The organism is Siminovitchia acidinfaciens (assembly GCF_003605385.1).
In the GTDB taxonomy this organism is placed as follows: Bacteria; Bacillota; Bacilli; order Bacillales; family Bacillaceae_C; genus Siminovitchia; species Siminovitchia acidinfaciens.
The window spans coordinates 430,706-455,469 of the sequence record NZ_QYTV02000002.1; the positions used below are offsets into that span (position 1 = coordinate 430,706).

Consider the following 24,764-nt stretch of genomic DNA (forward strand, 5'->3'; position numbering starts at 1 on the left):
ACTTCATAATCAATTTTACAATCTAGTCCGTTATAAATCATTAGACATTATGTAAAATCATTAATCTATTCCATTTAACATATTGGAGGCCGCCGCCATGATGAACGAATTTACGTTAAAGATGAAAGACATTTTTAAAAGAGAACATTTCAAGCATGCTAAAGTGCTCGCCGGCTCAGGCGGCCTTGACAGGGTGATCAGATGGGTCCATGTTTTGGAAGTGGAGGATTTCGGCTCTCTCATTCACGGAGGAGAGTTGATATTAACTACAGGCGTCGGCCTTCATCTTGACTTCTCTGCCCAGCTAAAATTTGTCAGACAGTTGATCGCGTCAAACGCGGCCGGTATCTGCATAGAAAGAGGGCCTTATTTTCAAGAAATCCATCCTGAAATATTGGAGCTTGCGGATAAGAACGACTTCCCTATCATCATGTTCGAAGAGACTGTCAAATTCGTAGACATTACACAGGAGCTTCATAGTTTGATAATCAACAGGCACCATGACCTCCTGCGCTATTTGGATACATCGTCAAGAAAATTTATCGAGCTATCCATGTCTTCCAATGGCATTTTAAAAATCCTCCACGAATTATTTGATTATTTTCACAGGACGGTCATTTTTGTTCCTATCCAAGGAAAGTCCTTTCACTATCCAACTGACCAAAAGCACTTTCATGATCTATTGCTGGATTACTTTCAATCTGCCGACGGCGAAACCATTAGTCAAAGATTGCTTTCAATAGAGAATGAGTCTTTTGTTTGCATGCCGGTTGAAGGGCTTGGTCAAACATGGGGCTACTTATGCCTTCATACCGCCGATGAGGCGCCGGAAGAGTTCCACTTTTTAATTTTGGACCGGGCTGCACTTGCCATCGCCCAAATTCTTTTACGTAACAGGACGATTGAAGAAAGAAAGCAGCATTCGGAGGACAAATTTGTAAGAGCCATTCTGCAAGGACGGGAATACGACACCGAAGAGTTGATCAACCACCTTCCCTTTGCAGGTCCCGATATGGGGTATCGGGTTTTTGTCATGGAAATCCAGCCCCCTGACCGGATGATCAGTGAAGAAGAATGGGAAGACATAAAACTGCAAAGATCACTGATGATCCGCGCAACTTTTAAAAGGTTCGGCTTTTTCCCTGCCGTGTCGGCAACTAAGGAGGAGATTGCTGTTATAGCAGCATTTCCAGCGGTCGCTCCTGATAAGGCGAAAGATATGTTTTCACGATTGGCCCGACACCTAATACAAACAAAAGACCAGAAAGTACTATTGGGAACCAACCGGACATACGGAGTTGGACGTGAATACAGCCAAATTAATCAATTAGCAAAAAGCTACGCAGAAGCAAAGGAAGTGGTCGCATTAAATACTTCCGCCATTGTGGAGAAAATGATTACCTACGATGATATCGGGGTATACAGACTGCTCCTTCCATTGAAGAAAAGTGGTGAATTGCCAACATACGTAAACGATTATTTGGGACCCATATTGACTTATGATTCACAAAACGATAGCCATCTTTACGAAACGATAAAAGTATACCTTGCTTGCGGCGCATCAAAAAAAGAAGCGGCGGAACAGCTTTTTATCGTAAGGCAAACACTCTATCATCGTTTGGAAAAAATTGAACAACTACTGGGCAAAAATTTTATGGATGCAAACCGAAGAATTGCCATCGAAACGGCGATAAAAGCATATGAACTGATCAACGAATAATAAAAAGATAACGACGAAAATGGGATTGCTGATAAAAAATGGAACGCTATAACAACATGAAAAACAGCATATGAATACACGTTTTTCAAGTAGTCGCTTTTTAAAAATTGATCTATGTATGAAGCAACGGTTCAAAACAACAAGGGCCGTTGCTTTTTTAGTTTTAAATTTATGTCCTCTTTAATCTTCAGCGATACTTTTTATTAATGGGCTTTTTGCTGTCCGTAACAATTTACCCCCATCATAAAATTTTCCGTAAGCTTTTACCAAATCGTACGCTTCCTCCGCATTAGGGATTTCACCGTTTGCCTTATACGTTAAAAAATAAGCGTGAGATTTTCCGCTGTAGAACACCCAGCTAAAAAATTTCATTGCAAACTTATGGGCTCCGCGATTTCGGAAGGGAATCATCGCTTTCTTTTCCCAGACAGTTAACGTCATCCCATATCCTTCTTTGATGTGTCCCTTCATTTCAGCATAAAGTAATCCTTTTGATTTTTTCATTTGTTTCATCACGAATTGACTTACAATTGCATTTACAATGATCTTCCATACAGAGAATTGTTCCCCAAGGGTGATCGATATAAGGGCATCATCAGGAATATGAACATCTCGTTCACCGAGGGTGATTAAAGCTCCGAATTTGTCATCCGGATCTTTATGTGTGACAAACTCCTTAACATCCATGTACACCATCCTTTTCTCACGGGTATTTTGTAAGAATTATACAATAAATACAAATACTCTGAAAGGGAACGAGGTGGGAACATCAACCACTGTTTCGATACATTTAGTATAAAAAATGAATACAGAAGCTTGAAAAAAGTTGAATATTATTAGTGGCGTAAGTAGGTCGGCTATAAAACTGTACAATGGGGATTTTTCAAAGAATCCACTATGAAACGATGCTTGATAGTGAACGTGAACGCATAAGGCATATATTTATAAAAACTAACCAAATACTGGCCCAGCATTATTTCCAGGAAAACAATTATCCGCAATGCTTTGAACATTATGAAATAACTCTAGACAAGGATCCATATGAGGAAGATATATATTTTGATTACCTTGAAATACTTTTACAATAAAACCTTGTTTCCAAAGCTAAAAAAGTGGCAAATGACATGGAGCAGTTTTTTACAGATGAAATGAGAATCTCAGTGAACGACCAGATATCAAAAATTTTTTCGAAGTTCAGCGTTCAAATACAAGGATAAAAAAAGGAAAGCCCGGTTGTCGGCTTTCCTTATGCTTATGAAGATACTTTTGTTTCTTTTCTATATAAAACTTCACCATCTACCATAGTAAGTTCAACTTTCAAATCTATTATATGTTCTTTTTTAGCCTGTAAAATACTTCTTTCAAGTACAACCATATCCGCCAACTTTCCAACCTCTATGCTTCCTTTGATGTCTTCATCGAAACTTGCATAGGCGCCATTATATGTATAAGCCCGAATGGCATCCATGACTTCTATGCATTGGTTTGTACCCGCCGCCTGGCCATCTGCCGTTTTCCTGTTCACCGCAGCATGTATGCCTAAAAGCGGATCACATCCTACAACCGGTGAATCAGAAGCAAAAGCTGCAATAATTGAATGATTCAAATAGTCTTTGGCAGGGTACATGGAGTTTACACGCTCACCATAATTATGAATATATGAATCTCCATTTACATGGATAAATGCCGGGTTCGGAATTGGTATGACATTCAGCCTCCGCATTCTTGCCTGTAAATCCGGCGGGGTAACCCCTGCATGCTCGATCCTGTGCCGATGATCCTCCCGAGGATGGTTTTTCACTGCTTCTTCAATGCAGTTAATTACCATTTCGACGGCTCGGTCTCCCTGTGCATGGGCCGTGATTTGAAACCCATTTTTATGTGCCTTGCCCAGGATTTCATTGAGCTTATCTTGCTCATAATATTTGATTCCGTAATTATTGGCATCACTCGAATAAGGCTCCCTCGTTGCAATTGTTGGACCCGTACTGCTTCCATCGGTAAAAAGCTTCGCTGGCCCTATTTTAAATTTATCATCGCCTAACCCCGTGACAGCTCCTGCATCAAGCATCTTTTCAATAAAACCTTCGGAATCGGTTAACGACCCAATCATTGCATAGACGCGAACTTTAATGTCTCCTGATTGAACACCTTTTTGCATCACTCTTAAAATATCTGGACCGTTTCCGTAGCCTCCCGCATCGTGAATACTGGTAATTCCGTGTTGAATGAAGGTATCGGATGCAAGTTTATGTGCTTTTTGCAATTCTTCATCTGAAAAAGATGCAACATGAAATAACTCCATATGTGCATTTTCAATCAGCTTTCCAGTTAACTTCCCTTGGCTATCCCTTTCAATAATACCACCGTCTGGATCAGGAGTTTCTTCATGAATCCCCGCCATTTCCAACGCTTTGCTATTCACCACAGAAATATGATTGCACATTCGGGTAATGACAATTGGATGGTCCCTCGTAATTTCATCAAGCTCTTCTCGTGTAGGGAATCGCTTATCTGCCAGACTATGCTCATTGAATCCCCAAGCGCGGATCCATTCACCTTTTTCCGTTATGTCCGCCCTCTTCTTCAAATCTCCGAAAAGATCGTGGAGAGAATTAATATGTGGTGCTAAGCAACTCACCCCAAGCAGATTGGTACCATAAATAGTCAAATGCAAATGGGCATCAATAAAGCCCGGAAGCAAGGATTTTCCAGTTAAATCAACAACCTCGGTATTTTCCCCAATATATGTTTTTATCTCTTTATTAGATCCGACAGCAACAATTTTATTATCTTTTACTGCAACCCCCTCAGCAATTTCATTTAAAGCGTTTACAGTAATAACCTCACCATTTAGAAAAACGATATCCGCTCTCATATCAACACTCCGTTTAACAGTTTGATATTTAAAGTTTAAAGCACGAAAGCGCATTCATCAACTTCTTTTTTGTCTGCAGCTTTCATATCTTTTATATCGCCCACCAATATTCTAAATGATTTAAACAATATGCAAAACCATTCTAAAATATATTTCATGTAATATTTTAATAAATATAGAATGAACTGCGGGCTTGTTCAATATTTCATGAAAATGCTCGTCACATGAGAAAGGAGTGAGATTATGTCTTTGGTTGAAAGTTCTTCGATTCTTCTTTCCAGCCGCTCTTTGTTAATCGTTAAAGGTTCATTTTATCTCTCGTTTTGCAAGGTGCTTCCTTGTATGAAGTATTCGCCTTTATAACACCCTGCTTAGGAAATGATCCAGGAAACGTTCCGCCTCTACTTCCGTACAGACGCGAATTATCGGCCCTCCTTCTTTGACTCCGACTGTATTTCCCATCTCTTCTCCTTCTGTAACAACACTGACTTTTACCGACTCTGTCTGCACAAAACTTGGATCTATCACTACGCCAACGGCAAGCGGATCATGTAAGGCACAACCTCCAATGCCGGGATAGAATGATTCATAGGCGCCAATATAATGCTCGGTCATATCCGCAAAAAAGCGTGCAGCTTCATTGTCTATCTTTCGCCATTCATTGACTTTGGACAATGGCAACAATGTCTCCATTGTCACATCTAGACCAACTAGGGTGACGGAAAGCCCGGAAGAGAAAACATGTTCGGCCGCTTCAGGATCCGCTACGATATTAGCTTCTCCATAAGGTGTTACATTCCCGGGAACATATACGGCGCCGCCCATAATAACCACATCTTTTATAAGAGGGATGATTTCGGGTGCCTTTTCTATAGCAAGCGCCACATTAGTCAGTGGTCCCACGGCCAAAATTGTTATCTCATTCGGTCGTTTTTTAACTTGCTCTATAATGAAATCCACCGCTGACCCGTTGGATGCCCTATAAGCCGGCTCTGTTTTGAGAGTGTTGCCCAATCCGTCATCTCCGTGAACCATTCTTGCCCATTCCGGTTTCATTCCCCGCTTGAAAGTTTGATCTGCTCCTTCATAAACAGGAACATCTTTTCCAACCATCTCCAAAACAACAAAGGTATTTCTCGTCGCTTCCTCCACCGGTACGTTCCCGAAACAGGTTGTAAATCCGAGCAGCTCCAACTCTGGAGAATTTAGCGCATATGCCATTGCCAGCGCATCATCAATTCCCGTATCCACATCAAAAATGATCGGTTTCAAATCCAACACCCCTATCGCACATACTTTTTATTGCTCTGGTAAATTATTCAGCGCCTCTATGACCATGTCCCAAAATTTTGTGTGATCCAGTTCAGTTGCAAAATTGACGTTCGGTTCAAGACCAGTTACTCCAAGAAGGTCAACTGATGTCATACCGTAAGTCAGTTCACCTTTAGTTTCCACATCTACCCTTACATGCTTCGTTTTTACAACGGAAGGGTCGATGCAATAAGCCACGCTGCATACATCATGTACAGGAGGATGTTCAAAACCGAACACATCCAAATATGTCTGGCGGAAAAATTCTAGCAGATCGCTAACAAATGCCGCAGGACGGTTATCAATGCTTGCAATCCGGGCACAAACCTCTTTTGTGGCCAATGCCTGGTGGGTTAAATCCAGCCCCATCATCGTAATAGGTACGCCACTGTCAAACACCACTTTTGCTGCCTCTGCGTCAACAAAAATATTGAACTCCGCAGCAGGACTCCAGTTTCCAAACGTACCGCCGCCCATGATGACAATCTCTTGAATTTTGGGCAATATCGCTGGCTCTCTTCTCATCGCCATTGCAATATTCGTTAACGGGCCGACAGGAACTAAAGAGATTTCCCCGTCTGAATCCATGAGCTTTCGTATAATAAAATCTACTGCATGTTCATCCTCAAATGTTTTTTCAGGTTCTGGCAGCACTGGTCCGTCCATTCCGGAATCTCCGTGGATATCCGGGGCCGTTTCACGGTTGCGGATCAGTGGCTGTCCACTGCCTTTGAATACAGGAACATCGGTTATTCCTGCAATTTCACAAACCTTCAAGGCATTGTTCGTCGTTTTTTCCACTTCAGCATTACCTGCGACTGTAGTGATACCGACTAATTCTATATTGGGATTTCCCGCAGCAAGTAAAATCGCTATCGCGTCATCATGGCCTGGATCGCAGTCCAAAATGATTTTTCGCTTTGAATTATTTTGCATTTCAAAACCATCCTTTTTAATGAAAAGTAAACGATTATTACGAGTGTCCGGCTATGCGACAGGATGTCGCTGCTTAAGTCAGCTGACACACAGGATATGCTAGTGCCACCGATGCTGCACAGAATGTGGCGCTTGGAGGCGGCACAGCATAATGGAAGAAAGAGCTGGAACATCATAGTAAACCCAGAAGTTTTGTAGATACACCACAGTATGTGATTGAATTCAACAGCTTCCATGTTCACTTACGTGCTGTTTTTCAGGAATAGACATTTATCTACGGTAAACAGAGCGCTTCCAGCTTTTTTATTTAGGTGCCGGGGTAGATGCCGGCCCTGTTGAAGCTTCACTCAGCGAATCCAGTTGTCTTCCATGTTTTCGTACCGCATACACAACCAAGGCCAATATTGTAACGATATATGGCAACATTTGAACGAACTGGCTCGGGATTGGGCTGTTAGGAATTGTTTGGAGAAGGGTTTCCATAGCTTTTGCAAATCCGAATATCAATGATCCAACCAATATTCCTATTGGATTACGATTCCCAAGCAACACGACCGCCAGCGCCAAAAATCCTGTCCCTGCTGTCATATCTTTTACAAACATGCCCGTCATTCCCATCGACATGAACGCCCCCGCTAATCCGACAAACACACCGCTCCATGCCAAAGCCGAGTATTGGAGTCTGTGAACCGGAATCCCCAAGGAGCTGGCTGCCTGAGGTGACTCACCGATTGCCCGCAAATGCACGCCGTATGGGGTACGATAAAGCATAATAAATACAACCGCAACGGAAACCAGGCCGATCCATACCATTAGACTGTGGCCGCTTAGTATTTTACCCAAGAAAGGGATGTCCTTGATGACAGGAATATTGACAATAGGGATTTTTTTCAAGCCGGACGGATTGATACTTCCAGTTGCCTCAAAAAACTTGCTCATCAAGAATATCGTCACACTTGAACCGAACATATTTATCGCAAATCCGGTAATGATGATATCCACTTTCATTTTCAAGTGAAAAAAGCCCATAGCATAAGAAAGAAGGACACAAATGATTACTCCTGAAACCATTCCGACCGACCAATATCCTGTCACGGAGCCAACAGCGATCGACGTAAAAGCAGATACAAGCATCAGACCTTCCAGGCCAATATTTGTGACACCGGTTACATCGGAAATCAAGCCTCCAAGTGCGGCAAGTAAAATCGGAGTCGTGGACCGAAGCAGAATGACAACTATTGTTAAATCAACTATTTGTCCCCAAAGACTAGACCACATCTGCTTTCACCGCCTTGTCATCAGATTTCTTGCCGTTTTTCAAAATAGCTCTTTGTTTCAGGTAGTTAAACACAGCCTGGGCGGATACGAACAGTACTAGCAGCACTTGAATAATGACAGCCAATTCCCTCGATACATCGCTTTCAGCCTGCATGACCTGACCGCCTACCTGCAAATAAGCATAGAACAGACCAGCTAGCAGTACGGCAATTGGGTTATTTCGGGCCAATAGTGCAATGATGATGCCATCAAAACCCAGGTTATAGGAAAAGCTGTCCTTATATGTTCCATGGATTCCCATTAACTCGACTATACCGCCCAATCCGGCAAGGGCACCGCTGATCATTACACTTATGACGATAATACGCTTTGTTTTTATTCCGCCGTAACGGGCAAATTCGATATTTTGGCCAACAAGCCTCATCTCATAGCCCAGTCTTGTTTTATAGAGCATGAGAGTAACGATAATAACAGCGGCGATGGCAATGAAGATTCCATAATGCACCGGAAAGGTTGCCGAAATTTTCCCTAGCAAAATATCCTTATCAAAGAATGGCATCCTAGCAAAACCGCCGCTTTCAGGATCCTTAAATACATTATTGATTAAATACGAAGTGAATATAATTGCCACATAGTTCAACATTAAGGTTGTAACAACCTCGTTTGCGTTCCATTTCGCCTTGAGGTAGCCTGGTATGAACCCGAACATCGCACCTCCAGCCAAAGCAAACAGGAAAATAACAAGTATATGGATCAGTGCTGGAAGACCTTGAATATAAGTGGCTGCCAGTGCTCCTACAAATCCACCAATATACAATTGCCCCTCTGCACCCATACTGAATATATTTGTTTGAAAGACGACAGCCAATGCCAATCCAGTGAAAATGAGCGGGGTCGCCTTATTGATAATCGTACTGATGTTAAACGGGCTTGTAAAAGGACCCAATATGAAGGATGAAATAGCGTTTGCAGGCTCCTCACTCACAAAGAAAATAATGATGAATCCACAAAGAACCGCAAAAAAGACTGCACCTAGGATACCAATCAAATCAAGGTATAAAAAGCGTCTATTATTCATGTGCAGCCACCTCTTGATCCTGCCTCTTTATTCCCAGCATGTAATAACCTATTTCCTGTTCCGTCAACTCTTCAGTGTTATCGAGTATTGCTACCAATTCGCCATTATATAAAACTCCTATCCGATCACTTAAGCTGATTATTTCCGACAACTCAGCAGAAACAAGCAACACCGCTGTTCCCTCATCACGCTTTTTGATAATCTCCTGATGAATAAATTCAATTGCACCAATATCGACTCCCCTTGTTGGCTGGGAAGCGATAAGCAGCTTCGGGTTTTTGGCCATCTCGCGTGCAATGACTACCTTTTGAAGATTACCACCGGAAAGGGAACCCGCTAATGCCTCTTCACTGTCTGTTCGGACATCAAACATTTTTATATACTTTCTAGCGAATTCCTTTAATTTCTTCTTATTTAAAAAGGGACCTGTTCGAAATTGTGGATCATTATAAACATCCAATATGATATTCTCCTCAATTGTTGAGGTTAAACAAGCCCCCGTTGTTTGCCGATCTTCAGGGATATGGCCGATTTTCATACTGCGTATTTCTCCGATACTTTTGCCAAGAATATTTTCGTTAAAGTAGATCACTTGTCCGCTGCTAGCACTGGCAAGACCGGTAATTACTTCAACCAATTCTTTTTGTCCGTTACCTTCCACTCCGGCAATTCCCACGATTTCTCCACCGCGAACCTTCATGGATACATTGTTCAGCAATTTTAAGCCTTTATCATCTGTAACCGTGACATCCCGCAGTTCCAAAATTGTATCTTCAGGTGCTTTTTCCTCTTTTTCAACCCTGAACAATACATCACGGCCAACCATTAAGCGGGAAATCTCTTCTTGGTTAGTATCCTTTGTTATTAGGGTTTGAATCGTCTTACCTGCTTTCAAAACAGTAATACGATCGGAAATCTCCATAACTTCGCGGAGTTTATGAGTGATAAATATAATGGTGTAGTTTTGATCAACTAGTGATTTAATTGAGTCGAACAGCTCATCGGTTTCTTGCGGCGTCAATACAGCGGTCGGTTCATCCAATATGATAAGCTTTGCACCGCGGTATAAAACCTTCAAAATTTCAACCCTTTGTTTCTGCCCGACAGAAATTGACTCCACTGAGGCTTCAGGACTCAGCTTTAAACCAAATTTCCGGATAAGTTCTTCAATTTCTTCAATCTCTTTTTTTCTGTCCCGAAACAGATTGAGAAAGCCTCTTCTAGGCTCATCACCCAGAACAATGTTTTCCGAAACAGTCAGCGAAGGAGCCAGCATGAAGTGCTGATGAACCATACCCAGTCCTTGACCAATGGCATCACGTGGACCATTGAAGCGGACTTTTTCACCTTTATATAAAATCTCTCCTTCGGTCGGTGCTTCAAGGCCAAAGAGTATTTTCATCAATGTAGATTTTCCCGCACCGTTCTCTCCGACAAGAGCATGGATCTCACCCTCATGAACTACCAGGTTAACTCCGCGGTTCGCCACTGTTCCATTGGGGTATACTTTATGAATGTTCTTCATTTCTAACAGTACTGACATGATTGAACCCCCTATTTGGGTAATGCCGGGGTGGCGGCTGAATGCCATCCCCGGCGTCATCCTAATTTATCATTTCAGGGTTGATTTAACTTCTATTTCACCATCTTTAAGCTTCTGCTGGATTTCATCCATTTTGTCACGAATGGATTGTGGCACATGCTCATCGTAAAGATCATCCTGCGCAAGCCCCACACCTTCTTCTTTTACGCCAAGTTCTTCATGAGTTCCAAATGGCAAGTCGCCATCTTTAAACATTTCCAATGCACGGAATGTGGAAGTATCAAGATTTTTCATCATGGACGTTAAAACACTTCCCGGATAAAGATCATTTTGATTGCTGTCCACTCCAATTGAATATACGCCTTTTTCATTTGCTGCTTCCAATACTCCAAGACCAGCCGCTGCTGCCACTTGGTAGACAATGTCTGCTTTTTGGGAGTTGATTTGTGAAAGAGTCAGCTCTTTTGCTTTTGGAGCATCTGCAAAGTTACCAATAATGGATGAAACAACTTTTATATCTTTATCTACATAGTGTGCTCCTTGCTCATACCCGGATTTAAAATCATTGATGATAGGAATATCCATTCCTCCAACAAATCCGACAACTTTTTCCGGATTTCCCCCTTCAAGCTCATCACTTGTTGTAACAAGTCCGGCAAACGCTCCTGCAAGAAACGAGCCTTCACTTTGTGAATAAGTCATGGAATACACGTTAGGCTGGTCCACTACATCGTCAAAGAAAATGAACTTTTGGTCCGGATATTTTTGAGCCAGCTCGTCCACCATCTCAACCGTTTGGCTTGTCCCTACCAAAATGACATCATATTTACCGCTGGATACCATAGATTCTATTCCGGCAGCCCAGTCACCCTGGTTCGTACCGCCTTCAATCGTTTTAACCTTATATCCCAATTCTTTTTCCGCCTGGTCCACTCCGCGTTTAACCGAATCAAAGAAAGATTTATCACCCAAGGTAGCGTTTACATAATAACCTACTGAAAGTTCATCACCAGTATCTGAGGTACCTTTACTATCTTTACCTTCATCATTGGATGACTTCTCTCCTCCGCAAGCAGATAAAATAAGCATGATACTTGCAAAAATTGCTACAAGAAATTTTGAATTAAATTTTTTCCGCATGTTTGACTCCCCTTAAATTTTTTTGTCTTGCGTACTATAAAATTCCATGCCTGTGATTCACTTATTAATGGATTGTGCTACGTCCTGCTCCGACGGACAGGATGTCCTAGTGCCGCCGAAGCCACAGGATGTGGCTGTTTGAGACGGCCAGCGCCTATCGACTAGCAGACTTCGCGCCTAATGTGCTCCTGCGGCACAGCATAATCGAGGATGTTTGGTTCACCTCGTCGCAAAGCTGCACGAAGCAGACTCAAGGAAGCTTCTCATGAGGTTATCAGGTAAGCTACTTTCCTACGATAAGTCAACATCGGCTCCGACGGACAGGACGTCCTAGTGCCACCGAAGCCACAGGATGTGGCGGTCTGAGGCGGCCTTCGTCGCCGTGTTTCCTTTATCTCGTCGGAGTCACTCCAGTCTGTACGACGATAAACAGGCGCTTGCGCTTTTGTTATTGCTCTGCATTCTCTATGAACTGCATTGTTTCGTCCAAGTCGGGCATTGAGGCCTGCGCCCCTGCACGAGTGACTGTCAACGCGCCTACCGCATTGGCGAATTGAGTAGCCGCCTTCAAATCCTTGCCGTCGACAAGCGCGGTTGCAAACGCGCCTGCAAATGCATCTCCGGCCGCAGTCGTATCCACTACTGGTACTTCATGCCCGTCCAATGTAAGTGATTGGTTTTGACCAGTTACGACAACCCCTTTTCCACCAAGTTTGGATAAAACGGTCCCAATACCCTTAGATAAAAGGATCATACTCGCTTTTTTTGCTGAGCTGAAATCACTTACGTCAATACGTGTAATTTCTCTAATTTCATTTTCATTTGGGAGGATATAATCAACCAAGTTATACAATTCTTCCGGCAGCACTCTTGCAGGAGCGGGATCTAGCATAAATGGCACATTATGCTTGCTTGCTAGTTTAGCAGTCTCAACTACGGTCTCAATTGGTATTTCCAGCTGGACCATGACAATTTTGGCCTGGCTGATTACTTGTTCATGTTTTCTGACGTACTCAGGGGTGACAAAATTATTTGCTCCAGGTGCAACTATAATACTGTTATCCCCTTCTGGGTTGATATTGATCATTGCTACACCTGTGGATTCTGACTTTATTCTTTTAATAAAAGCCGTTTCCGTGCCTGTCTCCGCCAGGTTTTTAATGAGTTGTTCACCAAACAAGTCGTCACCAACACAACCAAGCATCGCTACAGAACCTCCAAGTTTACCAGCTGCATATGCTTGATTTCCACCCTTTCCACCGGGGCTTACGAAAAAATTACTGCCAAGAAGCGTTTCCCCCCACTCCGGCTTCCGATTGACTTTTATTACCAAGTCCATGTTCAAACTTCCTACAACTACAACATCTGCCTTCATTGCATTTGGTCCTCCTGCTCATGATTCTCTTTCGATGAACTTATGATTTAGAATCAGGTTTTTGGATTTGGACCTCACCCCCTTTATTCGGTCGACTAGCAATTTAACTGCAGTTGCCCCAATTTTATATGCTGGGACCGAAATCGTGCTTAACTTCGGATTACTCATTTGGGCAAATAAAATATCATCACAACCTATGACTGAAATGTCATTAGGAATGGTCAGCCCCTTCTCATGAATAGCGCTCATTGCCCCTAAAGCGATTAAATCGTTCGCGGCAAACACAGCTGATATCTTGGATTTCTCCAATACTGATTTCATCCGTTCATAGCCGGATTTATAGCTAAAGTCACCAACCTGGTACATTGATTCAAGCCCATGCTCATGCATGGCATCAATATATGCCTGTCGTCTCTTATCAGCAGGTTGGATATGTTTTGGGCCCGACAGATGGTAAATCTTTTCATACCCTTGCCGAATTAAACGCTGGACTGCCTCATAGGCAGCCTTATAATTATCAATAGAGACCGTATCAAATTGGGAGTTTTCAATCAGCCTGTCACACAAGACAAATGGAACGCCTAATTCCGCCAGCTTATTCACTTTTTCTTCATCCAATATGGAAGAGATCAATATGATTCCGCCAACTTGTTGCCTGCACATTTTCTCGATGTATTCCTGCTCAATATCCGGGTTATTGTCAGTGTTGCTAATAAACAGGGAATATCCATGCTCATGTGCAGAATCTTCAATTCCTCTGGCCAGGGCAGGAAAGTATGGGTTAACAATATCGGGCAAAATCAACCCAATTACATTTGATGTACTATTAGCCAAGCTTCGGGCGATGGCGTTGGGTTGATATCCGAGCTCCTCGATTGATGCAAGCACCCTCTCCTTAATTTCCTTATTTACGCTTGTATTATGATTTATAACTCTCGATACAGTGGCTTTGGACACACCTGCATGTTTTGCCACATCCTTGATTGTAATGCTCATTTTAATATCCCCTTAAAAGAAACCGGTTTCACAAAGATAAATGAAGGCGTTTACTTTACATGAATATATCATATAGATTAATTTTATCTCAACCATTATTATTAAGTTCAATAGTTTTAGAGTCATTATTTAAACGTCCATATAGTACACGTCCAACATTGGGAATCAAATTATTTACTTCTTGTGCAAGTGTCGGAACCTATTGCCTTCTAACAGATTGATAAATGGTTGATCGAATGTAACATTATAAAATTCATAATTACCGAGTTAGCGGAAAAAATTATGAGTGGGAAATCATGCCGGATTCATAGCAAGGGAAAGTTATTGCGTGAGGCGCCATGATGCTTCTTGACGACCGAAAACACAAAAATGTTGTTAGGCAGGTAATTATAGGAGCCACATTGGTTCTATGTCATAGGAGTACAATGCTTACATAAAAACTAAACAGCTCAATCAGCTGGCGACCATGCATTCCTGAATGAGGTCCAAATAATTATTACAATAAATAAACAAAAAGCCTGTACCATTTTGATACAGACTTCGTCCTTATCGCCCTTATCATTTTGCGACTTTTTGAACTTCCTCTTATAAAACTTTTCCCAAGAAAGCTTTCGTCCGTTCATGCTGGGGATTGGAGAAAAGCTCTGCAGGCTCGTTTTCTTCAACTATATATCCGTTGTCCATAAAAATGACGCGGTCGCCGACTTCCCTGGCAAATCCCATTTCATGGGTGACCACAACCATTGTCATCCCGTCTTTGGCAAGTTGCTTCATGACTTCCAACACTTCACCGACCATTTCGGGATCCAATGCTGAAGTCGGCTCATCGAACAACATGATTTTCGGTTCCATGGCCAGTGCCCGAGCAATAGCTACCCTCTGTTTTTGCCCGCCGGAAAGGGAGTCCGGAAATGCATTTGCTTTATCGGACAACCCCACTTTTTTAAGAAGGTCCAACGCTTTTTCAGTTGCTTCCCGTTTGGATAATCCTTTGACGTTGATCGGCGCCATAGTGATGTTCTCCAAAATATTTTTATGCGGGAATAAGTTGAAATGTTGAAATACCATCCCGACATCTTTGCGGATTTCATTAATATTGGTCTTTTTATTTGTCAGATCTTTCCCCGTTACATAAACATGGCCGCCGGTCACAGGTTCAAGAAGGTTCAAACAGCGGATGAATGTAGACTTCCCTGACCCGGAAGGACCAATGACTACCACGACTTCCTGTGGCTTTACCTCGAGAGAAATATCCTTAAGTACTTCGTTATTTCCAAAAGTCTTCTTCAGATTTTTCACAGAGATCATTCAGTCTTCATTCTCCTTTCGATGAAATTCATCAAATATGTCAATGATAGGGTAAGTATCAGGTAAATGACTGCGACTGTGATGTAAGGTTCCCATACACGAATATATTGTCCTTGTGCCGCACGGCCCCAATACATTAGCTCAGGAGCAGCAATAATCGCTGCCAATGAAGTTTCCTTCAACAATGTAATAAATTCATTTCCTAGCGGCGGAATCATTCGTTTAAAAGCTTGTGGTAAAATAACAAGCCTCATTGCTTGCCTATGAGTCATACCAAGGGAACGGGCAGCTTCCATCTGCCCTTTATCAATCGACTGGATGCCGGCCCTTAAAATTTCCGCCATATACGCTGCCGAATTGAGAGCCAGTGCGATGATAGCAGAAACAATCGGGTTCGCAGGACTCATAAACAACGGCACAACTCCAAAATGAATCAGAAGGATTTGCACTAAAAATGGGGTCCCTCTAAATGCGTTAATATACCAAATAAATGGTAGGCGAACCCATAGCCTGTTGGACATTTTCCCCAGTCCGATTAAAAGTCCAAGAATTAATCCTAGAGCTACCCCGGCAACTGTCAGGCCAAGCGTCAGTAACGTCCCTTTTATAAATAACGGTAAATAATCTAATATAATATCATACCGAACATTCATTGGTTTTCACCTTTCTTTGTTTGCCTGTCCATTAGACTTTACGTAAAAAACGGCCATCCGCAGGTGAACACCATTAGTGGACAGCCGTTATATCATATTACTTCTCAGCCGCTTTCTTTAAAGCCTCGACATCCGGCTCTTCATCAAACCATTTTTTATAAATCTCAGCATATTTTCCATTATCAAGAACGGTGTTTAATGCTTTATCAAACTCCTCGACATACTCGCTCCCTTTTGGAAAAACAATTCCGTAATATTCTGGCTCGAACTGTTTGTCATCGGTCACAGTCTCGATTCCAGTATCCGGGTTATTCTTTTGATATTCCAATGCGACCGCTATATCCGTTACTGCCGCTTGGACATTATCACTTTGAAGTGCTTGGAACATCAAGGCTGCTGTTTCATATTTAGAAATGTCGGAAGAGTTTTGACCTACGATTTTTTCTGCGGCAAACTGGCCTGTAGTGCCATTTTGAACGCCAATTTTCTTCCCTTTCAAATCTTCGGCGTTTTCTATCTTAACATCTTTAAATGCGATCATTGTTTTTGATTCAAAGTACGGGTTTGAAAAGTCGTAGCTGTCAACTCTTTCAGGAGTAATGGTGATACCTGCCATTCCAATATCAAGCTGTTTGCTTTGCAGTCCGGCAAACATAGCGTCCCATCCCGTATTCTCTATTTTTACATCATAGCCTGCTTCATTAGCAACCGCTTTTAACAGGTCAACGTCAAAACCTGTGACTTCACCTTTATCCATGAATTCAAATGGAGCAAATGTCGCTTCTGTTCCGACATTCAATACTTTTTTGGCTTCTGTTTTTGCTCCTTCTTTATCCGCCGTATCCTTGTCGGCTCCGCCTCCGCCACAAGCTGATAATACAAGTGCACAACCTGCGACAATGGTTAATAATGTTTTCTTCATTGATGTTTTCAACTTTATGCCCCTCTTTCAATTTTATCTCTTGAATGTATAATTTCTTGTTGTTTTATTATTTCTTATAACAGAATAGCTTGTTCCAAATTTATAATCAATAGCTTTTGTGTATTTTTATACAAAAACTTTATATTTGTATAATTTTTATTATTCGTATATTAATTGCAGCTATTCATCTTTTACCAAAATTCATATAAACCATTTTCTTTGTCATGTTTCCGATATTTCTGTGACTTTTTTTCACAATTTTCATCTCCCTCTCCTTATTATCTATTATTTAACTGTTGGAAAGAGATATACTACTGCATTCATGTTAAAATAAATAAAAAGGGAGGCGAGTTTTATGGACTTATCCTACAAGAATATTCTAGTTGCAGTAGATGGATCAAAACAAGCAGAATGGGCATTTAAAAAAGCCGTACAGGTTGCCAAAAGAAATAATGATGCAAAATTGACTCTTATTCATGTCGTGGACACAAGGTCATACGGAGCTGTTGAAGCTTATGATGTGACAATGGCGGAAAGAGCAAAATCATACGCTGAGGAGCTTTTAAACGGTTATCGATTGGAAGCTGAAGCAGCGGGTTTAACGAACATTGATACGCTGATAGAGCACGGTTCTCCGAAAGTCGTTATTTCCAAGCAGGCGGCCAAAGAGCTGGACGTAGACCTGATTGTCTGTGGTGCTACGGGGCTGAATGCTGTCGAACGCTTGTTGATTGGTAGTGTATCCGAAAACATCACCCGTTCCGCCAAGTGTGATGTACTCGTCGTAAGGACGGAAGTTGAAGATTAAGAACAAATGCGCAAGCGCCTGTTTATCGATGAACAGACTGGAGTGCCTCCAACGAGATAAAGGAAACACGGCGACGAAGGCCGCCTCAGACCGCCACATCCTGTGGCTTCGGTGGCACTAGGACGTCCTGTCCGTCGGAGCCGATGTTGACTTATCGTAGGCGGAGGCGCGAAGTCTGCTAGTCGATAGGCGCTGGAGCTGGACGTAGCATATTCCAATTAACAAGTTATACACAGTTATGGAATTTTCAGTTTCCTAAAATTAAAAAATGAGCGCTTCCCGTTTGGGAAACGCTCATTTTTTCTGTCTAGCTCCGACTGACAGGATGTCCAAGTGCCGACGGCGCCACAGGACGTGGCGCTTTAGTCGGCCAATCGCCTTGCACTTTTCTTTATATAAGCTTTTTGGCTTGTTCCAATTGAATTTTAACTTGGTCGAATCCTGTTCCGCCGTATGAATTTCTTCTTCTTACCGCTTCTGTCGGTGACAGGACATTATAGACGTCATCCGAAATTTCACTGAAGGCTTCCTTGAACTCTTCCAATGACAGATCCAATAAGTAACAGCCTTTATTGATGCAATACAGGACAAGCTTTCCGACGATCTCATGAGCTTCACGGAATGGGATTCCTTTTGTAGCCAGATAGTCAGCAAGCTCGGTCGCATTAGAGAAGTCTTGGTTGACTGCGTCTTTCATAACTTCAGTTTTTACAGTCATCGTTTCAATCATTCCCGCAAAGATCTTCAACGAGCCGATTATCGTATGAACTGTATCGAACATGCCCTCTTTGTCTTCTTGCATATCTTTGTTATAGGTCATTGGCAGACCTTTTAAAATGGTCAGCATGGAAATGAGATTTCCGAAGACCCTTCCGCTTTTTCCGCGGATCAGTTCCGCCATATCCGGATTTTTCTTCTGCGGCATGATGCTGCTTCCAGTCGCATACGTATCGTCAAGCTCAATAAAGCTGAATTCTTTACTTGACCATAGGATGATTTCTTCCGCTAGTCTCGTCAAATGTGTGATCGTCATAGCCGAGTTGCTCAAAAATTCCACGATAAAGTCACGGTCACTGACAGCGTCCATGCTGTTTTCATATACAGAGGAGAACCCGAGCAGTTCAGCGGAATAATGACGGTCGATCGGGAAAGTCGTCCCTGCAAGGGCACTTGCTCCCAGCGGGGAAATGTCGATTCTATTCAAGCTTTCTTCAAATCGCTGTTTATCCCGTTCAAGCATCCAGAAATAAGCCAACAAGTGATGCCCGAAAGAAACAGGCTGCGCCCGCTGCAAATGTGTGTAACCCGGTAAAATGGTTTCCACATTTTTTTCTGCCTGCTCCACCAGGGCAATCTGCATTTCCTTGATATGCTCAATGATCACTTGTACCTGCTTCTTCAAATACAAATGCATATCGGTTGCCACTTGGTCGTTACGGCTTCTCCCAGTATGAAGTTTTCCGCCGACAGGCCCGATTTCTTCAATGAGCATCTTTTCAAGATTCAAGTGGATATCTTCTTCGGAAACTGAATATTCGAGTTCCCCTGCTTGTGCTTTTGCCTTTAGCTTGAGCAAGCCGGATTGAATCTGCTCGCTTTCATCCATCGTTAAAATGCCTGTCTTACCGAGCATTTTAACATGTGCAAGCGAACCTTCAATATCTTCGAGGACTAATTGCTGGTCAAAGGAGATTGAGGCCCCAAACTCCTCGATCCATTGCTCTGGCGTCTTGGAAAAGCGACCTCCCCATAGTTTTTTCATTGTTTAACCGATTCCTTTTTATTCACTGTGCTATGCACTTCAGTCGGCAATCCCCAGAGCTTAATGAAACCGACAGACGCAGATTGGTCAAACTCATCCTCTTTTGTATAAGTTGCAAGCTTTTCGTCATATAATGAGTTCGGTGATTTTCTTCCTTCTACAATCGCATGGCCTTTGAACAGCTTCACACGGACAGTACCGTTGACATACTGCTGTGTTTCTTGAAGGAAAGATTCAAGTGCTGGTGTAAGCGGCGAGAACCATAAGCCTTCATAAATCATTTCAGTTAATTTTTTGCTGATGACCGGCTTGAAATGACCGATATCTTTTACAAGGGTCAAGTCTTCCAATTCTTTATGGGCTGTCAGCAATGTCATTGCTCCCGGGCATTCGTACACTTCACGTGATTTAATGCCGACAAGTCTGTTTTCGACATGATCGATTCTTCCGACGCCATGTTTACCCGCAACTGTATTCAAATGAAGAATCAAATCGCTCAGTTTGTATTGTTTGCCGTCAACCGCAACAGGTAAGCCTTTTTCAAACTCGATTTCAATCACATCAGGCTGATCAGGTGTATCTTCAAGTGCAGCTGTAAGGTCATATGCATCTTCTGGAGGTGCTGCCCAAGGATCTTCTAAAATTCCGCACTCATTGCTTCTTCCCCACAGGTTTTGGTCAATGGAGTATGGGCTGTCCAAATCAATTGGAATCGGAACACCTTTCTCTTTCGCATATTCGATCTCTTCTTCACGTGACCAGCTCCAGTCACGAACAGGGGCCAATACTTCCAAGTGAGGATTTAATGCTTTGATGGAAACTTCAAAACGAACTTGGTCGTTTCCTTTACCTGTACAACCATGTGCTACTGCATCTGCATTTTCCTCTTCTGCCACTTCAACCAATTTTTTAGCGATCAATGGTCTGGACAAAGCAGAAACAAGGGGATATTTATTTTCGTACATCGCATGAGCTTGTAGTGCAGGAAGCACGTATTCATGAGCGAATTCTTCTTTCGCATCAATCATGTAGCTTTTGGCAGCCCCCATATCCAATGCTTTTTCTTTTATGAAGTTCAAGTCTTTGCCTTCGCCTACATCAAGACAGCATGCAATAACTTCGTATCCTTTATCAATAAACCATTTAACTGCAACAGATGTATCTAACCCGCCGGAATATGCAAGAACAACTTTCTTTTTCATATAAAACCCTCCGATTCGGAATGTATTATTATGCACAAAAACTAATTTTTAATCATTTGATATACGGATAATAACACAGATTTTTTAAGAGTTCAATATAAAAGTGTATAAAAATAAAAAAATGGGGTCAGACCCCAAGCACGTTAAAATGTTAACAAATTAACGTAGTGAGGGTCAGACCCCTGTTTCTATTTATTCAATTCCCTGACGACGTGGCCCAGTTCTTTGAGTATCAACTTTTCCATGGCCGTACGGACTGCTCCGCTCGATCCCGGTGTAACGAAGACAGCTTTATTGTTGTATGTTCCCGCCGATGCCCTCGACATGATTGCTGCAGATCCGATATCTTCCAAATAGCTGACCATCCGGAACAGTTCCCCGAAACCGACAATCTCTTTTTCGAAATAAGGAAATATCGTTTCAATGGTAATGTCGCGTTTGGCAATTCCCGTGCCTCCGTTTATTAAGACAGCCTGCACATTCGGACTTTCCGCTGCTTCAAGAAAAGCTGAGGTGATTGTGTCTTTATCGTCCTTGACGATAGCATAAAATCCAATTTGATGACCGCTGTCTTCAAGCAGGCTTTTCATAAGCTTTCCGCTTTTATCCGTTTCTTCCGTCCGTGTATCGCTTACCGTAATGACCGCGCAGTTGACCGATGCTGGAGCTTCCTTCTTATGTTCATGCACACCCATTAAATTTCACCACTTTTGATTAGCAAATGCTTATATTGATAGTATTTTAATGTAAAATCAGTTATTTTCCTTGTTGTTTTATAATTAACACCTGCTCCGATTGCCATTGATGCCAGCGGCATCCCGGAAACCTTCCTCTTGGAAAGCATCAATATCATGCTGACTTTTAATAAGTGTTTCAGGGGCTCGTCAACCCACGAGGAATCCGTTATCCGCTCTGGCTCATGGTAATAAAATTGCTCGTCTCCCTTTTGAAGATCATTGATCAAATCTTCCCAGCCGAACATTTTAAGCCGTTCCGGCATCGTTGCTGTATGAAAAACTTTCAGGGTCTCAAGCAAACCTGCAGGAGACTGGACGTTATGTCCGAAAGACATGGCCATTAATTGGACAGCCCGCAAATTAATGACAGCCATGGCAATTAAATCGCTTCCAACGAGGACAGTTCTACCTGAGCCCGTCATTCCTCCCTGTGCAAAAGAATAGAGTCGGTGTCTCGCTGCTTGCTGTTCAGCCAGGAATGTCAGTTGATCAATCGATAAATTCCTCAAATTTTCCAAAGTATCAATATCATCGTTCATGGAACGAGCAGTCTTTAAAATCCGTTCCTCCGCATCTGATTGCAGTTGTGATTCTCTGAGCAGCGAATTCAAATGGAAAAGCCAGCCGTCGAGCTTTTCAAAAAATTGAATTTGCAATGAATCAGGCAATAGTGAAAATGCTTGTTCCATCCATTTATCATATGTGTTCTCAATATCGGTAGTCTCATATTCAAATAATGTTTGGCGCCATTCCTGCAGATCTTCCCAAATCTGTTCGTCTCTTCTTGTCCAATTCATTGCAAGCATCCTTTCGTGCATTTATTTACTTAGTATAGAGAAGCGGAGTTTAAAACTCAAAGCAGGCACATCATGCGGATATGACCCGCATGACATCACGTGCAATCATAATTTCTTCGTTTGTAGGAATCACAAGCACTTTTACAGGGGAATAGGAGTAATTTAAAAAAGCCTCTTTTCCTATGACCTTATTTAAGTCAGGGTCCCAATACACGCCCATGAATTGTAGCCCTTTCAGTACTTTCGCCCGGATAAAACTACTGTTTTCTCCAATACCAGCTGTAAAAATGATGGCATCTACCCCGGACATCCGGGCTGCATACGAACCTAGATATTTATGAATCCGATCTGCAAAAATATCCAAGGCCAGTTCTGCCCGATGGTTTCCTCTCGCCGCTTCCAATTCAATATCCCGCAGGTCGCTTGAAAAACCTGAAACACCGAGCATTCCAGATTTCTTATTCAAAATATCCAAAACCTCATCTGCTGATCTATCCGTTTTTTCCATTAAAAATGGGATGAGCGCCGGGTCAATATTTCCCGATCTTGTTCCCATAGTTACACCTGCAAGCGGTGTAAAGCCCATGGACGTATCGATCGATTTTCCACCCTTGATCGCGGCAATACTTGCGCCGTTGCCCAAATGGCAGGAAATGAGTCTCAATTGCTCCAACGGCCGGCCAAGGATTTCTGCCGCTCTCTGTGAGACGTATTTATGTGAGGTTCCATGAAACCCGTACTTCCGGATGCCGAATTTCTTATAATAATCATAAGGCAAACTGTACAGGAAGGAGCTCTCCGGCATTGTTTGATGGAATGCCGTATCAAAGACAGCCGCCTGGGGGACATTGGGGAGCACCTTATGAAATTCTTTGATTCCCACAATATTAGCTGGGTTATGGAGGGGAGCCAGTTCAACGAGATCCTCTATTTCTTTCAACGTTTCATTGGTAATCAAAACAGAATCGTTGAACTTCTCTCCTCCATGGACAACCCTGTGGCCTACTCCGTCCAAATCATTCAAGGATCGAATGGTGCCATTCGTCACAAGACGGTCCAAAAGCAGCTTGATTGCCAGTTCATGATTAGGTAAATCAAGCTTTTCTTTGAATCTTTTTTCATTTACCGTCATTGACAATAATGAGTCCGGCAAGCCAATGCGCTCAATAATTCCTTTGGCAATGACTTTTTCTTCAGGCATCTGAAACAGCTGAAATTTAATAGACGAGCTCCCCGCATTGACAGCAATCACTTTCGCCAAAGTTATCATCCTTTAAAGTGTCTGTTTTTTATTATCTTTAAACCATTTTTCCATCTTCATGAGAATCCGGTCCATCGCTTCTTTGTTGGATAGCTTAGGAATCGCAGCCAACAAAACCTCTTTTGGAGCTTTTACTCCTGGCTTTTTCTTTTGGAGGACCAGAATGCTTTTGGCAGCCTGACTGTTTGCGAACATGGAAGGCGGGAGTTGCAATACCGCTTGTATATAAACCGTTTCCTTTAAATACTCATGCAGCTTTGGAGCTTCCTCCGTCTCAAACAAATTGTTTGGAATGAGGAAAAACAAATAACCACCAGGTTTGGTATGGTTGATGCTTTGTTCAATGAATAAATGATGTGCGTATGAATGTCCTTCTTCTTTTTTCAGTGAGTAACTCGCCGCGTTTGCATCATCCGGATAATATCCTACCGGCAAATCACAAACGACCGCATCAACCGGATCAATAAAGAGAGGTTGTAATGCATCTTGATTAAAAAGTTCAACACCCTGCATTTGAAGGTTCGCACCTGTATATGCCAACTTTAATAGCAGATCGTCGACATCCACCCCGTAGGCTTTCATCCGGGTTTCCTGCCCTTTTCGATTTAGTATGGACATGAGCAGATTGCCGGTGCCGACCGCAGGATCAAGGATCGATATTTCACTTTGATCTGCCATAAACTTCCCAATTAAATAATTAATAAAATAGCCTATAGTATCCGGCGTCATTTGGTGATTAGCCTGGACGTTCTCTTTCATGCCTTTTAAAATGGCAAATTGGAATGCTCTCCGAACATCTTCACTGCTGTATGCTGGCAATTGAATCTCCGAATATTTTTTTTCCAGCCTTTTTTTAGTAATTTCACTGACTTCAGACTGCATAATCTTCTGCTGAAAAATATTTTCTCCTGTTTCTGCCAAAGATTCCAAATATGTAGTTTGTAACTCTTCTTGTAATATCTCTGTTGTATCATCAAACAAAGAAAACAATTTTTCTATCGGCAATTTCTTCAATATATTTCCACCCCATTAAGAAAGCGTTAGGCGCCCGTTCTATCG

At 42.3% G+C, this 24,764-nt stretch carries 21 protein-coding genes; 2 read left to right on the forward strand and 19 right to left on the reverse strand.

Annotated elements, in window-relative coordinates; genetic code table 11:
- The first annotated feature begins 97 nt into the window (after positions 1-97).
- Positions 98-1,720 (forward strand): PucR family transcriptional regulator, encoded by a 1,623-nt coding sequence (locus tag D4T97_RS06280; protein WP_126048806.1) that lies wholly within the window; start codon positions 98-100, stop codon positions 1,718-1,720.
- Between the two features lie 180 nt (positions 1,721-1,900).
- Here the strand turns inward: D4T97_RS06280 and D4T97_RS06285 are convergent, their stop codons facing one another.
- The 13 genes from D4T97_RS06285 to D4T97_RS06345 all read right to left on the reverse strand — a co-directional run bounded on the left by D4T97_RS06285 (position 1,901) and on the right by D4T97_RS06345 (position 17,150).
- Positions 1,901-2,407 carry a hypothetical protein gene (locus D4T97_RS06285; RefSeq protein ID WP_126048808.1) on the reverse strand — a complete coding sequence of 169 codons (507 nt, stop codon included), beginning with the start codon at positions 2,405-2,407 and terminating at the stop codon, positions 1,901-1,903.
- Positions 2,408-2,972: 565 nt separating this feature from the next.
- On the reverse strand, positions 2,973-4,598 hold the full coding sequence (locus D4T97_RS06290; protein ID WP_126048810.1) for an amidohydrolase: 1,626 nt from the start codon (positions 4,596-4,598) through the stop codon (positions 2,973-2,975).
- 357 nt (positions 4,599-4,955) lie between these two features.
- Positions 4,956-5,870: a nucleoside hydrolase gene (locus D4T97_RS06295; protein WP_126048812.1), complete on the reverse strand. Its 915-nt coding sequence runs from the start codon at positions 5,868-5,870 to the stop codon at positions 4,956-4,958.
- Positions 5,871-5,897: 27 nt separating this feature from the next.
- A complete protein-coding gene (locus D4T97_RS06300) occupies positions 5,898-6,845 on the reverse strand; it encodes a nucleoside hydrolase (RefSeq protein WP_126048814.1) in 948 nt (315 codons plus the stop codon).
- A 303-nt stretch (positions 6,846-7,148) separates the two neighbouring features.
- Complete coding sequence (locus D4T97_RS06305) at positions 7,149-8,123, reverse strand: ABC transporter permease (protein WP_126048816.1); 975 nt, start codon at positions 8,121-8,123, stop codon at positions 7,149-7,151.
- The gene (locus D4T97_RS06310) at positions 8,113-9,201 is read right to left on the reverse strand and encodes an ABC transporter permease (RefSeq protein ID WP_126048818.1); all 1,089 of its coding nucleotides are present in this window, start codon (positions 9,199-9,201) and stop codon (positions 8,113-8,115) included. The genes D4T97_RS06305 and D4T97_RS06310 overlap by 11 nt, the downstream gene beginning before the upstream one ends.
- Positions 9,194-10,744, reverse strand: a complete 1,551-nt coding sequence (locus D4T97_RS06315; RefSeq protein ID WP_126048820.1) for an ABC transporter ATP-binding protein — start codon at positions 10,742-10,744, stop codon at positions 9,194-9,196. Before D4T97_RS06315 ends, D4T97_RS06310 begins: the two co-directional genes overlap by 8 nt.
- 69 nt (positions 10,745-10,813) lie before the next feature.
- Entirely contained in the window at positions 10,814-11,884 is a 1,071-nt protein-coding gene (locus D4T97_RS06320; RefSeq protein WP_126048822.1) for a BMP family lipoprotein, read from the reverse strand.
- Positions 11,885-12,332: 448 nt separating this feature from the next.
- Positions 12,333-13,259 (reverse strand): ribokinase, encoded by a 927-nt coding sequence (gene rbsK, locus D4T97_RS06325; protein ID WP_126048824.1) that lies wholly within the window; start codon positions 13,257-13,259, stop codon positions 12,333-12,335.
- A gap of 18 nt (positions 13,260-13,277) precedes the next feature.
- Positions 13,278-14,255, reverse strand: coding sequence for a LacI family DNA-binding transcriptional regulator (locus D4T97_RS06330; protein WP_126048826.1), 978 nt, complete (start codon positions 14,253-14,255; stop codon positions 13,278-13,280).
- 585 nt (positions 14,256-14,840) lie between these two features.
- Positions 14,841-15,563, reverse strand: coding sequence for an amino acid ABC transporter ATP-binding protein (locus tag D4T97_RS06335; protein ID WP_126048828.1), 723 nt, complete (start codon positions 15,561-15,563; stop codon positions 14,841-14,843).
- Positions 15,560-16,216 (reverse strand): amino acid ABC transporter permease, encoded by a 657-nt coding sequence (locus D4T97_RS06340; protein ID WP_126048830.1) that lies wholly within the window; start codon positions 16,214-16,216, stop codon positions 15,560-15,562. Before D4T97_RS06340 ends, D4T97_RS06335 begins: the two co-directional genes overlap by 4 nt.
- Before the next feature lie 97 nt (positions 16,217-16,313).
- Positions 16,314-17,150 carry a basic amino acid ABC transporter substrate-binding protein gene (locus D4T97_RS06345; RefSeq protein ID WP_126048832.1) on the reverse strand — a complete coding sequence of 279 codons (837 nt, stop codon included), beginning with the start codon at positions 17,148-17,150 and terminating at the stop codon, positions 16,314-16,316.
- 343 nt (positions 17,151-17,493) lie between these two features.
- On the opposite strand from D4T97_RS06345, the gene D4T97_RS06350 reads away from it, so the two are divergent.
- Positions 17,494-17,946: a universal stress protein gene (locus D4T97_RS06350; protein WP_126048834.1), complete on the forward strand. Its 453-nt coding sequence runs from the start codon at positions 17,494-17,496 to the stop codon at positions 17,944-17,946.
- 391 nt (positions 17,947-18,337) lie between these two features.
- Here the strand turns inward: D4T97_RS06350 and argH are convergent, their stop codons facing one another.
- The 6 genes from argH to D4T97_RS06380 all read right to left on the reverse strand — a co-directional run bounded on the left by argH (position 18,338) and on the right by D4T97_RS06380 (position 24,719).
- On the reverse strand, positions 18,338-19,708 hold the full coding sequence (gene argH / locus D4T97_RS06355; RefSeq protein ID WP_126048836.1) for an argininosuccinate lyase: 1,371 nt from the start codon (positions 19,706-19,708) through the stop codon (positions 18,338-18,340).
- On the reverse strand, positions 19,705-20,910 hold the full coding sequence (locus tag D4T97_RS06360) for an argininosuccinate synthase (RefSeq protein ID WP_126048838.1): 1,206 nt from the start codon (positions 20,908-20,910) through the stop codon (positions 19,705-19,707). Before D4T97_RS06360 ends, argH begins: the two co-directional genes overlap by 4 nt.
- 188 nt (positions 20,911-21,098) lie before the next feature.
- Positions 21,099-21,605, reverse strand: coding sequence for a MogA/MoaB family molybdenum cofactor biosynthesis protein (locus D4T97_RS06365; RefSeq protein WP_126048840.1), 507 nt, complete (start codon positions 21,603-21,605; stop codon positions 21,099-21,101).
- Entirely contained in the window at positions 21,605-22,444 is an 840-nt protein-coding gene (locus D4T97_RS06370; RefSeq protein WP_164525491.1) for an EcsC family protein, read from the reverse strand. The genes D4T97_RS06365 and D4T97_RS06370 overlap by 1 nt, the downstream gene beginning before the upstream one ends.
- 70 nt (positions 22,445-22,514) lie before the next feature.
- Positions 22,515-23,705: an acetate kinase gene (locus D4T97_RS06375; protein ID WP_126048842.1), complete on the reverse strand. Its 1,191-nt coding sequence runs from the start codon at positions 23,703-23,705 to the stop codon at positions 22,515-22,517.
- 12 nt (positions 23,706-23,717) lie between these two features.
- Entirely contained in the window at positions 23,718-24,719 is a 1,002-nt protein-coding gene (locus D4T97_RS06380; RefSeq protein ID WP_126048844.1) for a class I SAM-dependent methyltransferase, read from the reverse strand.
- Positions 24,720-24,764 lie beyond the last annotated feature (45 nt).